Below are 12,262 nucleotides of genomic sequence, written 5' to 3' on the forward strand. Positions count from 1 at the left end.
CGTTTCCACGGAAAAGAATGTGTACAAACTGGAAACATAACCACAATGTATTTATACTGTAACTATATAAACGAAGTAATCGTCAGGAGGTTTCACAAAATGGCTAAAGAAAGTTCATTTGATATCGTTTCTCAGGTAGATCTATCAGAAGTAGACAATGCGATCAATATCGCGACAAAAGAAATCACAACTCGTTATGATTTTAAGGGTAGTAAAAGTGAGATCACACTAGACAAGTCTAGTGAAGAGCTCGTTTTAGTTTCCGACGACGAGTACAAGTTAGAGCAGCTAAAAGACGTTTTGATCACAAAGCTGATCAAACGCGGCGTGCCAACGAAAAATTTGGATTACAGCAAAATTGAGCAAGCATCAGGTGGAACGGTTCGCCAACGCGCTAAGTTGGTAACCGGAATCGATAAAGATAACGCTAAGAAAATCAATGTGTTGATCAAGAATTCTGGACTAAAAGTGAAAAGCCAAGTTCAAGATGATCAAGTTCGTGTAACAGCAAAGAGCAGAGACGATCTTCAACAGATTATTGCACTTGTTAGAGAAGCAAACCTGCCGATCGACGTGCAGTTCATCAACTACAGATAAAAAAAGGATGACCCAAAAGCAATTAGCTTCTGGGTCATCCTCTTTATTATACGGATTTCTTCTGATCTGGCGAATCGAGCAGTTTCATCTGTTCGAGTTCAATCCTCATCTTTTGGGTTTCGATCACATAGTTGTCATGCTTTAAACGTTCCAGTTCTATCTCATCTTGTAGCATCTTATGTTTGAGCTTTGTCTGTTGTTGGAAATGACCTAGTACGATTGCAATAATGGGAATTGAGAATATCATAATGACTGTAATTGTTCCTGTCATGGTATTCCTCCTAGAAATTATTACCTTCTAACCCAATAATAACAAATATCCATGCTGTTCGTACAGGTTATTCGTTAAGCTGTTTTCGCCAACATTCGCACTTCCCTCAATAGGCTGCTCTTAAGAAACGGCTTTTTTCACACCGTTTTTAATGATTTCCTCTGACACCCTTGCCAATTCTTTTGCATCTTGATGTTGTTCTGGATAGATCGGAGGATGTACAGTAAGATGAACGTCCGCTGGCTTGATCCAGAACTTTTGTTGTTCCATAATTTTATAAGAACCGTTGATCGTAACGGGTATGATTGGCACCCCAGATTTAGTCGCTAGTTTAAAACTTCCTGCTTTAAACTCTGACATATCGTCGCCTTTACTTCTCGTTCCTTCAGGAAAAATCACAAGAGATGTTCCGTTCTTCAACAGTTTAGCTCCCTCGTTGATCGCTTGCACAGACTGCCTTACATTCTTACGGTCCATGAATAAACAGTTCAACTGCTCCATCCATGTTCCGATAAACGGCATCTTCTTTACTTCGATCTTCGAGATAAAGGCTTTTGGTTTCTGGATATAGCCTAAAAGAATCGGAATATCGAAGTTACCTTGATGATTGCTGACAAAAAGAACAGCTGTATCTTTCGGGATGTTTTCCTCACCGCTTACTGTAACACGCGTTCCACTTAGTTTAACGAGTGAAGTTGACCACTCTTTTACTTTCTCGTCAACCAATCGGTCACGCTCTTCTATCTTTCCGGCATTATAAAACTTTTTCACACGGTTTAATGAAGGGATCAATTTTAATAAAATTCCCCAAAAATAAATAAACCAAATAATCGTTCTCAACACATTTCCCCCACTTTACATGATGATTAATTTCCCATACTCTCGAGATGGTTGTCTTCTTAGTGATGCTGCTGGAAAAATAAACGTCCATGGCATACTTGTTTCAGGAGGAACTTCCAACGTATAACGGGAATCCATCTCACCCATCGTATGCTCCTCTTCTGTATACAGCACTTTTTTGCCGATTAAAGAGAAAGGCTCTTTTGAATAGTTATTTACAAGCACAGTCACTAAAAATTCTTCTCTATGGTTATAAGCTGTTTTCAAAATGACAGTCTGCTGTTTCTCATGTTCTTCTGAATGCAACTCAGAAAAGATCCGTTCTATCTCTTCTCTATCTTGGCGGGCTATAGTCTTGTCCCATGCTGATTCAAACTCCAGTTTTTGCAAGAATATCCCCTCCTTTGAACCATATTAACATATTTTATAAAAAGCCACTTCATTCCAAAGAATAAGCCGCACGAGAACAATCCCTCCACGGCCGCAAATTTTTAAGTATTTATTCGAAAACAGAACTTGCCGCTTCGATCAGCTTCTTTTTCTCCGCTTTTCTGTCTGTGCCTTCCTTCATTAAGTACTCCATTTTATAGAATAAACCATCTTTTTTCCAAGCCAGGATAGGAAGATCTGCACTTCCTGAAAAATAGGCATCCGTTCCATCACTCAGCTCTACTTCTTCATTCGTTTCTAATTTCTCGGTTTTCGGTAGAAAGTTAGATACTCGATAAGCTAAATAAACATTCTGCCCTTGTTGTTCCGGATAAAAAACGGAGTCTACCAGGATATTTCGTTTTTCACCCCAATCGGAGATCTGATAGGTTGAAAGAGCGACTTTAAACGGTAATTGATTAGGCAGTTCCAGTGAGAACGGAACAGCTTTTTGTGCTTTTTTCTTAGAAACTTGATCGTAATAACGAGGATAAGCGCCTTTTGGATGCTCTTGCAGTGTTAAACCTTTATCGTTCAGCGTTCTTTTTTCTTCACTCGAACACCCAGCAAGCAAAACGGCTAGGATTACTACTACGAACCAACCCCACTTTTTCATCTTCTACACCTGCTTCTCTTATTTTTTTAAGAAAGATGAAACTTTTACATGCCAGTTGTAATCGCACGTTGCCCGTATCGTTCCCCTATTTAAAACATAGTTTGCCATCAGTTCCGACATATCGATCGGAATATCCTTCACCACACGTTTTCCTTTTAACATGGGATAATCACCGCCCCCTCCTGCACGATAGTTGTTCATGACTACCTCGTACAGAGAGTCGTCTTCAATCGGTTTTCCTTTATACAGTAAATCCACGATTCGGTGTCCGATCGGCTTTGACAGGTCAATTGTGTAATCGATACCTTCCCACATATCGTAGTTGTAATGCTGAGGCTTAGGAATCGAAAATGCTGGATTGATGATCGGGTCTCCTTCTTCATTCACAGAAAAATAAGATGCTGACCGTTCTAATGCATCTTTCATATCTCGTCCTGTTAGCTCGATCACTTTTAATGTATTTGGGTACACATAGTTTGAAACAATATCGCGCATCGTTATATGTTTCGAAAACCCCTTTGAGTGGTCATCAAATAATGCGGTACTCGAAATATCTACACCCGCTGCATCCATCTGCACTTTATTGATGAATTCAATAAACGGATGATCAACTAGCCTCGTCAACATTGGATCGGTAATCGTCATATCTCCATCTACTTGTCCTAAAGGTTGATCCAGCCAATTCTGGGTTTGACTTTCATAAGGCTGAATAAGATCCAGCACTTGTTGATCAGGTTCGTAGTCACTCACAGAAAGCAGCTTCGCTCGTTTGTCCTTCACTTTCCATGAATCACCCTCACCATCGACCTTTACTTCTACATACCCAAGCTCAGTTCCTTGTGTTCCAGACTGAATGATCGTGACTCCGTTCACTTCACCTTCAAGCAAGCGATGCTGATGACCTGTTAAAAGCACATCGATTCCTTCAACCTCCATACAGAGCTGATATGCTTGGTTCTCTTTCGTGAGCGTTTCTGTTGGTTCTCCAGTTTTAAGATCTCTCTCAAACCCACCATGATAAGAAACGATAATGACATCTGATATGGTTCGTAGAAAAGGAACCCATTTTCTTGCCGTTTCCACCGCATCTAGAAAGGAAATGCCCTTAATATGTTCTGGATTCTCCCAGTTCGGTACATATTGTGTGGTTAATCCTAAGAGTGCTACTTTTATCCCACAATCAAACGTTTTGATTACAAAAGGTTGTCCGAACGCGGGTGTCTCTGTTCCTTGGTGAACGATATTAGCTGAAAGCCAAGGGAATTTAGATTCTTCAACCGTCTTATATAGATAAGGAAGACCATAATTAAACTCATGATTTCCTATCACAGCAGCATCGTAATTCAATTCGTTTAAAAGGAGAACCATTTGATTCACATCACTTGAATCTATTTTCGCGTGATAGTAAGTGAGTGGCGTTCCTTGAATAAGATCTCCATTATCGATGAGGAAGGTGTTGGGGCGATTAGACATATTTTCTTTTACTAGAGTAGCCGTTCTAGCCAATCCTATTTTTGCTTTTTCATTATTTGCATATGTTAAAGGGAGAACATAGCCATGAATATCACTTGTTACATAAATATGAATGATTTGTTCCATCACTGCTCTCCACCTTCTCTATTAAATGTTCTTCATCCAAATTATAACACCAGTTTCTCCCTATCACTTTAAAATTCCATTGATGATATTCGACAATATTTCCAGGGGAATGATTATTATTCTACAAAAATTCACAAAGAACCTCTTCGGATAAATTTTTAGCTCCAAAAAAATCTTTTTATGAAAGATTTGAAATTTTTTACAAGGAAATACGTCTAATATAACGAATAGTATAACTTTGTCGTTTTATAGAAAATAGGGGGATCTATCATCATGAATACGAATGTAAAAACAAAAAAGAACAAGAATAAAAACCAAACTAATTACAGAGCTTTACTCCTTCCTCTTGTAGTCGTTTTAATCCTAATTGGGGCCGTGATCTGGAACAACGTCCGTCAAGGGACAAAGCTTCCTGATCCTGATTGGAGCCGATCCGTAAGCACGCCCGCTCAATCCATAAGCGCTGAACCAACTGTTATAAAAAAAGATGACCAATATTCTATCTACACCCATCAAAAAGACGGATTGCAATTGACGACTTTAGACAAAAAGCTAAATCTAGTCTCTGAAAAAAAAGAGAACCTACCTTTAGATGAAAGAGCGAACTATTGGACAAACGGAAAACAGATTGCCTTTATCTCTCGTGGTGAGCTTATTCTGTATGAGGATGGAAAACAAACAGTCATAGATAAAGATGTCGATCTTTTAGCAGATGGAAAGGATCGCTTTGCGTATTCAAAAGGTAATGAAGTATTTGTTTACATGCCTGAAGATGGGAAGAGTCAATCTATCTTTTCAGCTAAAGAAAAGCTAGCAGAATTATCTGGGCACCCAGCATCTCAATCATTTATTGCAACTGTCGGTGAAAAAGTAGAAATGGAAGCTTTTTATTTAAAGGAAGCTGACGGAGCATATAACGCTCAATCTATCACGCGATATAGCAAAACACCTACAGATAAAATCTATAACTTCCGCTTTGCTGAAGCAGATGATCAGATTCATTTTATGTATACCTTTTATTCTTCTAAACAGGGAACGAAAACGTTTAAAACGTTTTATGGGGCAGCACCAAAAGATCAGCTTACAGCCATCAATTTCAGCACGGTAAAGTTATACAGCTCAGATCTTGGTTATGAGATCGATAACCCATCGTACCAACAGCTGAACGTGGAAAATAACAAACCCATCATCCTATTTGCAGCGAAAGGTCCGATTTCTACCAAAAAAGAAGCGGGTAACATTTACAAAGCAGCCTTAAATGAAGGCAAATGGGAAGCAACACGAGTCAGCACAACGAGTAATTTTTCTATCTATCCGTTACAGGTCGATGAAAAAACGATTGCCTGGTTAAAAGCAGAATCTGTCAGTGATTATAGACTTTATTTAGCAAGCCAAGTTTCAGAGATTAAGAGCGCGAGTGAGAAAATGGGGAAGGAAGATCTATATACCGCCGCGTTTGATGCGCTTACAGCTTTCGTCGTATCGTTCATCGCAATGACGAACGCGTTCATTTGGGTAGTGCCACCTGTATTGTTTCTAGGCATTCTTTATTTCGTACGCATTGATGTGATTGAGGATGAAAAGCCTTGGGCGAAATGGACGGCAATCGCACTTTTTGTGATTACACAGCTTTATGTCATCCAGTCTCTGTTCAACAACTCATTCTATACGCTAGCTCCAAAGTACCTCACCTTTACCGGGAGCTCATTTATCATTCCTCTGATCGTTTCCGCTATAGCTTTGTGGGTAATGCAGGTTGCTAGAGATAAGGATTGGGGATTGTTTGCACAAGTCTTTTATTTTATTGGACTTACGGTACTGTTCGAACTTTTTGTTGTTGGAACGTATGTTTACTAGGGCTTGTTCCTGAGTAATTTAGCGGATTGGCCGGATAATCTGTCCAATCCAATGGATTATCTGTCCAATTCACGTAATAATCTATCCAATTGATTCATTAATCTGTCCGATTGAAGAGTTAATCTGTCCAATCTATTTTACGTTGAGTTTACATTGATACATCTGAGAAAAAAGGACCCTGTGGAAGGGTCCTTTTAAAGTTATACTTGTATTTTAATATGCTCCCAAACTCTCAGGACTCGGGTACACATAAGGATCTTTGAGCGGCTTAATTTTTTCTAGCGACTCAACCTGCACTAATGGCAGACGGACTTTGTTTAACTCTGTTTCATCGATGGTTCCTGTAACGGTATACCATTCATCCGCTTTAAGTTTGGATACTCCATCGCCTTCGATAATGGTTCCATATACCACGGCATCCGCGCTGCAGCAGTTCATCGAAAAGCGCGCAATAACGGCTTGATTCTCACTCATCCCGTCTTCACGATACACGAACCCGGTAGTCTCGATTTCTTTTCCTTTGAACTTATCCAGGTAGATATCCAAAACAGTCATCGTATCGAGATAGTAATCAGATGTTACTTTCACTTTATCTTTCGCCAACTGTTCTTTTCCGAACTTTTTATAGTACGCCGTAACATCATACGTTTCGACCGGATTTTCTTCCTTAACGTTCTTTTCCATCTCTTTTATATAACCTTCCGGATCATCTAAATAGGCTTCCACATCAATATTCTGTGTAGTGGTTACTTTACCTTCCTCCGTTTTTTGAGCAGGTTTAGCATACAGTCCTGTACCGTAACGAATGCCACGCTTTTCTGCGACTGAGCTGTCCATCGCTTTTTCAGGGATCATGAATCCTGTAAGAAGAGGGATCACAAAGATCATGTAGATAAAGAAATGCTTGAGCGGCCTTCCCTTGGGTGTATGATCCACACCACATCCACATGCATCATCATGCTGTTCATCAGATCTTCTAAAGAACTGCATCACACCTAAAATTCCTAAGATGCCGATCGCAAAATAGACAAAGATATGCATTTTCGGTGCTACATAATAATTCAGTTTCCCTGTTGTGATTAATCCGATCAGCAGGAGCATGAAACCGATTAAGATAATACCTCTTAAATACGTATGAAAATCACGACTCTCTTTGTTCATCGTATCCTACCTCCCTTTCTATGCTACAAATTGATACACCATCGTTACAGCAAATACAGTCAGCGTTATTAGTCCCATTAACACGAATACAAAGCGGGTTTTAAAATAAGCAAACATCATAAGCATGTTCTTTACATCAAGCATCGGACCGTATACCAAGAACGCGATGATTGAACCTACCGTAAACGTACTTCCGAATGATGCAGCGATAAAGGCATCCGCCTCTGAACAAATGGATAGCAAGAAAGCAAGACCCATCATTAATCCTGTTGATGACCACTCATTCCCACCAAGCGCCAATAGATCATTTCGATTGATAAATACTTGGAACATACTCGCTAAAAATGCACCAAAAATAAGAAACTTCCCCGTATCAAAAAACTCATCAGATGCGTGATACACCGTTTGTTTCCAGCGACTCATCGTAATACCATGTGAATGGTCGTGAGCGCCATGCTCTATGTGTGATCTGAGTTGATCTTTATTGCGAAAAACCCAATAGACGATCAATCCGATGATGATTGCGACAAGAAGTGCCAGTCCAATCCTGCCATACACGACTTCCATATTGTTACGGAACGCATAAAAAGTGGATAGAATAACAACTGGGTTCACGATAGGAACGGTTAATAGAAAAACCGTTCCAAGATGCAGTGGAAGTCCCTTTTTGATCAAGCGTCTTACGACAGGAATGATCGCACACTCACAAACAGGGAAGATGATTCCCATGAACAGAACGACTCCGATACCTAAGAATGGATTCTTTGGTATTAACCGTTGGATGTGCTGTTCTGTGACGAAAGTTTGGATCAACGCCGAAACAAAAACTCCTAATAAGATAAATGGAACAGCCTCTATTAATATACTTAAAAATACAGTGTTCACATGCATGATAGAACTCGGTAAGTTATCAAATACCGAATCATTTTTAATCTCTTCCATAAATAGAAAAGAAATAATAAAGATAGCCAGCAATAAAAGCCCTATCATTTCTTTTCTTATAACATCTCTGGTTGCAAGGTCTCTCATCGTCTAACGCTCCTCTACTTCAATTGCTCTATGTATTTTTCTACTAGGTTCGTGATAAATTAAATCTAGTATCTTCGCTCAAAATTATAGGAATGCACCCTATATTTAATCGTAATTATTACGTTTTGTAAAGACCAAAAAAAGAAACCAAGGTGAATTACCCTTGATTTGCTAAACGTTTATATAAAGCATGTGTCCCGCTATCCTCTTCACCCATCTCAGCAAGCTCGTCGTATAGCTTTTTCGCGAGTTGTAATCCTGGTGTCAATAATCCCATCTCTTCAGCTGATTTCAATGCGATGTTCATATCTTTTATAAAATGTTTTACGTAAAAGCCTGGAGCAAAATCTCCTTTTAGAATTCTTGGTCCAAGGTTGCTAAGATTCCAGCTTCCTGCAGCTCCCGATTCGATACTCTTCAGTACGTTCTCTGGGTCTAATCCTGCTTTTTCCGCGTAAAGAATCGCTTCACAAACTCCCATCATACCTGAGGCGATTGCGATCTGATTACACATTTTCGTATGCTGACCAGACCCTGCTTTCCCTTGATAAACAACATTCGTACCCATTTTAGAAAAGATTGGCTCCATATCGTTGAATGCAGTTTCTGAACCACCTACCATGATGGAGAGTTTTGCATCTCTTGCACCGATATCACCGCCTGAAACAGGCGCATCAAGTGCTGCAATATTTCGCTCAGCAGCCGTACGTTCAATTTTTTGTGCAAGCTGTGGACTAGAAGTTGTCATATCAATTAAATAAGAACCCTCTTTTGCATGTGCGACTAATCCTTCAGCACCTAGGTAGACTTCTTCTACATCTTTCGGATAGCCAACCATCGTGATGATCACATCACAGTTTTGAGCGATTTCTTTTGGCGTGTCTGCCCAATTAGCTCCTTTTTCAAGAAGATCTTCTGCTTTTGCTTTCGTTCTCGTATAAACATGGACTGGATAACCTGCATTCATCAAGTGACCGGCCATGCTTTTTCCCATTACACCTGTTCCAATAAATCCAACACTTTGCAAATTTCCTCACTCCTTTCACTCATTATAACGAAGAATAACGAAAATAAAAAAGACACCGCTTATTAAGCGATGACCTCCCCTTGAAGAATGCGTTCAATTTTAAGTTGAGCTAGCTCATAATCCATCTCTAGGTTTGTTAACATCGATAGCATGTCATCGTTCGAATGCCGTTTTAAGAGCTGGTATAAGTTTGGCTTTCGTATCTTAATCATGGTCATCATCTCGATAGTAGGTAATGTTCTTCCTGTTGGTTTGATACGTAAAAAAGAGCGGATGTATTGTGTGAAAGGGGGTATGGCCTCTACAGTGTCTGGTACTGTGTCTAATAGCTCCTGAAGCTTCAATAATGAATCAATCAGTTCTTTGTTTCTTTCCACGAATTCGTCCCTCATCTTTCTCCGATATTGTGTTACTAGGTTAAAATTTCGCCTATTTAGGCAATTCATAATAAATATCGGCAGTTTCATAGAAAGTTTAATGAGGGGTCTGACCCCACACAATTTATTTTCCACACTCATTTACTCTTCAGCACTTAAGAGAATACTTCATTTACGGCCAACCACATTCCTCTTTTCAAGATCTTGGTCATTTAAACAAACATGAAATGCATCCAATCTTACTAGTACACTGCAACACCTTTTGACCTGTTTCTTTTCCTTTTATGTAAATCCCGCACAGTCCTTTAGGGGTATCTTTCATTTCCCTTATAAGTCCACCCTACTGTTTATTCGTTTTCGTATTTACGCACCTGTATATAAATGGTAAATTGAACTTGTCGACAAAGGGGTCCCGTATTACGGCAGGAGGTTTGGAATATGAAAAAACATCTAGTTACTAGTGTTTTAGCATTCTGTCTCACAGCTTTTTCGGTACCAAGTGCTTTTGCTCAAGATCAGATTACGTATAAAGATGAAATCCTAAGTATGCAGCCAGATTTAACATCAGCTGAGTTACTTTCTAGTGTTCAAGCTATCGCAAAGAACACAGGCGCTACAGAGGATGCACTTCTAAAAAAAATCTACGAAGAATTAAAACATGATCAAACAAAGAGCAAGGAAGAAAAGCAACAAAGCGGTAAGGTCGGTACAATGGGTAGCAGCGGAGGAACTGTTTCTGTTGGACCTAGCTCGAAAGGAAACTTCTATTACACCGCATCTCAAACCGCCTACATGAATCATGGACACGTGGGCATGTATTACTCAAGCGACGTCATTGTTGAATCTGTACCTGAAACAGGTGTACGGACGATCTCAACCACTCTACGAAAAGTGGATCAAGGAGACGCACAGGTCAAATCGGTTACAACAAGCTCGTCAAACCGTGATAATGCTGCAAACTGGGCATTTAGCCGCGTAGGCATTGATGCATATTCTTATAACTTCGTGACCAACCGTTCGACTTCACATATCGGTGATAAGAACTGTTCCAAACTGGTCTGGTCGGCCTATAAATTAAATGGAAACTTAGATTTAGACGTAGATGGCGGGTTAGGAGTATATCCTCGGGATGTCCGGGATGCGCCTGGCACACAGCTCGTCCGGAATATATAAAAAATAATAAGGCGATAAGGACGTGTAACTACGAACTTATTGCCTTATTTCTTACAAAAGGAGAGTACAGTGAAGAAAATATTATTTTTTTCTTTAGTCACACTTTTCGTCGGAGGCCTTGTTTATCAATTTTTCTTTAACCAACATATCAGTGCTTCACTTTCAGTCAAAAAGGAGGCAATAAAGGATAAAGATATCTTATCTGATAAAAGAGCTGTTCTCTATTTTTCAACGACTGCGGACCAAGACATGGATGGTAGAGGAATCAGCCTTGCTGTTTTCATCAATGACAAAGGGGAAGCAGATGCCTTTAAGATGAACGGCTTAGAGCTTGGAAGTGTTGCTGCAGGAAATAACGAGGTTCTATTAGTCGATAGAGATAAAATTCGTTTAGTCGGAGATACCTATAAAGAGTTTAATATGAAGAAATCACAGTACACGGGTGAAAGAACAGGTTATCTCGAGAAAGAAAATTTATTTTTTACTCTTTTTAATTCTGGCTTTAATTCGAACGGTGGCTATGATTCAAATATTTTATATGGTAATGAAAAGGGATTTCATAAAGATAATATTCCTTATTATATTGGAACTTCCGGGGTGGATAAGGATGAGATCATCGCACTAACAGAAAATATCGAGGCAAGTGAATATTTTTTACGAAAAATAACGCCCTCAAAAAATAATATGGAAATTCAAGATATCATTCAAATAGAAAAACCTAAAAATTCTAGCTTAAGTGGATCTTCTCCCATCCTTGCCGACAATCAATACTACTACATGGTCTTAGAGAGTACACCCGAGAACGGTGTATCTAATATCTTAAATTCAGACGTTATACTTTATCGCATTAACAAGAAGACGCTACAACAAGATGAATTTACCATCTCTACTTATCGAAACGAAAAAAACCTAACCGCACATTATCCATTCAATATAAAAAACTCTGCCCATTTATATAACGACATCTTATACTACGCTAACGGACTAGGTGAGGTATTTGCTTTTGATACAAAAACTCAAGAAATGACGAAAAAATTCACCATGAAAAACGTTAGAAAAGATGGCGTTCGATTTCATGAGCAACTCTTCTATAAAGATGACAATCTTTACGTCGTAAGACATGACGCGAAACTTAAAGAAAAGTACTACATCGAGCATTATTCATTAACCAAAGGAAAGAAGATAGAAAATATTAAAATCAATGGCTTAAACGACATCCTACAATCAATCAAAGGCAAGTCAATCTACTCCTATGATTTTAAGATGCTGAAATAAAAAATGTGAGT

Annotated in this window: 13 protein-coding genes; 4 read left to right on the forward strand and 9 right to left on the reverse strand. The window is 39.2% G+C overall.

The genetic code is table 11. From position 1 onward, the window contains the following. Nucleotides 1-99 precede the first annotated feature (99 nt). A complete protein-coding gene (locus ABE65_RS20500; protein ID WP_066399173.1) occupies nt 100-597 on the forward strand; it encodes a YajQ family cyclic di-GMP-binding protein in 498 nt (165 codons plus the stop codon). A 46-nt stretch (nt 598-643) separates the two neighbouring features. Here the strand turns inward: ABE65_RS20500 and ABE65_RS20505 are convergent, their stop codons facing one another. The 5 genes from ABE65_RS20505 to ABE65_RS20525 form a co-directional block, all read right to left on the reverse strand. Beyond that, complete coding sequence (locus tag ABE65_RS20505; RefSeq protein ID WP_066399175.1) at nt 644-868, reverse strand: hypothetical protein; 225 nt, start codon at nt 866-868, stop codon at nt 644-646. A 120-nt stretch (nt 869-988) separates the two neighbouring features. Next, a complete protein-coding gene (locus tag ABE65_RS20510) occupies nt 989-1,711 on the reverse strand; it encodes a lysophospholipid acyltransferase family protein (RefSeq protein ID WP_066399184.1) in 723 nt (240 codons plus the stop codon). A gap of 12 nt (nt 1,712-1,723) precedes the next feature. Further along, complete coding sequence (locus tag ABE65_RS20515) at nt 1,724-2,098, reverse strand: SLAP domain-containing protein (RefSeq protein ID WP_066399186.1); 375 nt, start codon at nt 2,096-2,098, stop codon at nt 1,724-1,726. 109 nt (nt 2,099-2,207) lie between these two features. Further along, complete coding sequence (locus tag ABE65_RS20520) at nt 2,208-2,753, reverse strand: hypothetical protein (RefSeq protein WP_066399188.1); 546 nt, start codon at nt 2,751-2,753, stop codon at nt 2,208-2,210. Nucleotides 2,754-2,771: 18 nt separating this feature from the next. Beyond that, nucleotides 2,772-4,352, reverse strand: a complete 1,581-nt coding sequence (locus ABE65_RS20525; protein WP_066399190.1) for a bifunctional metallophosphatase/5'-nucleotidase — start codon at nt 4,350-4,352, stop codon at nt 2,772-2,774. 273 nt (nt 4,353-4,625) lie between these two features. On the opposite strand from ABE65_RS20525, the gene ABE65_RS20530 reads away from it, so the two are divergent. After that, nucleotides 4,626-6,209: a hypothetical protein gene (locus ABE65_RS20530; RefSeq protein ID WP_066399194.1), complete on the forward strand. Its 1,584-nt coding sequence runs from the start codon at nt 4,626-4,628 to the stop codon at nt 6,207-6,209. Between the two features lie 213 nt (nt 6,210-6,422). On the opposite strand, the gene ABE65_RS20535 is transcribed toward ABE65_RS20530, so the two are convergent. The 4 genes from ABE65_RS20535 to ABE65_RS20550 form a co-directional block, all read right to left on the reverse strand. Beyond that, a complete protein-coding gene (locus tag ABE65_RS20535) occupies nt 6,423-7,370 on the reverse strand; it encodes a TIGR03943 family putative permease subunit (protein WP_066399197.1) in 948 nt (315 codons plus the stop codon). Between the two features lie 18 nt (nt 7,371-7,388). Then, complete coding sequence (locus ABE65_RS20540; RefSeq protein ID WP_066399202.1) at nt 7,389-8,399, reverse strand: permease; 1,011 nt, start codon at nt 8,397-8,399, stop codon at nt 7,389-7,391. Between the two features lie 157 nt (nt 8,400-8,556). Then, nucleotides 8,557-9,426, reverse strand: coding sequence for an NAD(P)-dependent oxidoreductase (locus ABE65_RS20545; RefSeq protein WP_269148770.1), 870 nt, complete (start codon nt 9,424-9,426; stop codon nt 8,557-8,559). 62 nt (nt 9,427-9,488) lie between these two features. Next, nucleotides 9,489-9,803 carry a hypothetical protein gene (locus tag ABE65_RS20550; RefSeq protein ID WP_066399204.1) on the reverse strand — a complete coding sequence of 105 codons (315 nt, stop codon included), beginning with the start codon at nt 9,801-9,803 and terminating at the stop codon, nt 9,489-9,491. A gap of 438 nt (nt 9,804-10,241) precedes the next feature. On the opposite strand from ABE65_RS20550, the gene ABE65_RS20555 reads away from it, so the two are divergent. Together ABE65_RS20555 and ABE65_RS20560 are read left to right on the forward strand one after the other, a co-directional pair. Continuing rightward, the gene (locus ABE65_RS20555; protein WP_066399207.1) at nt 10,242-10,976 is read left to right on the forward strand and encodes a hypothetical protein; all 735 of its coding nucleotides are present in this window, start codon (nt 10,242-10,244) and stop codon (nt 10,974-10,976) included. A 69-nt stretch (nt 10,977-11,045) separates the two neighbouring features. Beyond that, a complete protein-coding gene (locus tag ABE65_RS20560; RefSeq protein ID WP_066399210.1) occupies nt 11,046-12,251 on the forward strand; it encodes a hypothetical protein in 1,206 nt (401 codons plus the stop codon). Nucleotides 12,252-12,262 lie beyond the last annotated feature (11 nt).

The sequence above is a fragment of the Fictibacillus phosphorivorans genome, assembly GCF_001629705.1.
In the GTDB taxonomy this organism is placed as follows: domain Bacteria; phylum Bacillota; class Bacilli; order Bacillales; family Fictibacillaceae; genus Fictibacillus; species Fictibacillus phosphorivorans_A.

Coding starts and splice junctions, on each gene's coding strand:
- ABE65_RS20500 (WP_066399173.1), top strand. CDS start 100: ATGGCTAAAGAAAGTTCATTTGATATCGTTTCTCAGGTAGATCTATCA.
- ABE65_RS20505 (WP_066399175.1), bottom strand. CDS start 868: ATGACAGGAACAATTACAGTCATTATGATATTCTCAATTCCCATTATT.
- ABE65_RS20520 (WP_066399188.1), bottom strand. CDS start 2,753: ATGAAAAAGTGGGGTTGGTTCGTAGTAGTAATCCTAGCCGTTTTGCTT.
- ABE65_RS20525 (WP_066399190.1), bottom strand. CDS start 4,352: ATGGAACAAATCATTCATATTTATGTAACAAGTGATATTCATGGCTAT.
- ABE65_RS20530 (WP_066399194.1), top strand. CDS start 4,626: ATGAATACGAATGTAAAAACAAAAAAGAACAAGAATAAAAACCAAACT.
- ABE65_RS20535 (WP_066399197.1), bottom strand. CDS start 7,370: ATGAACAAAGAGAGTCGTGATTTTCATACGTATTTAAGAGGTATTATC.
- ABE65_RS20540 (WP_066399202.1), bottom strand. CDS start 8,399: ATGAGAGACCTTGCAACCAGAGATGTTATAAGAAAAGAAATGATAGGG.
- ABE65_RS20555 (WP_066399207.1), top strand. CDS start 10,242: ATGAAAAAACATCTAGTTACTAGTGTTTTAGCATTCTGTCTCACAGCT.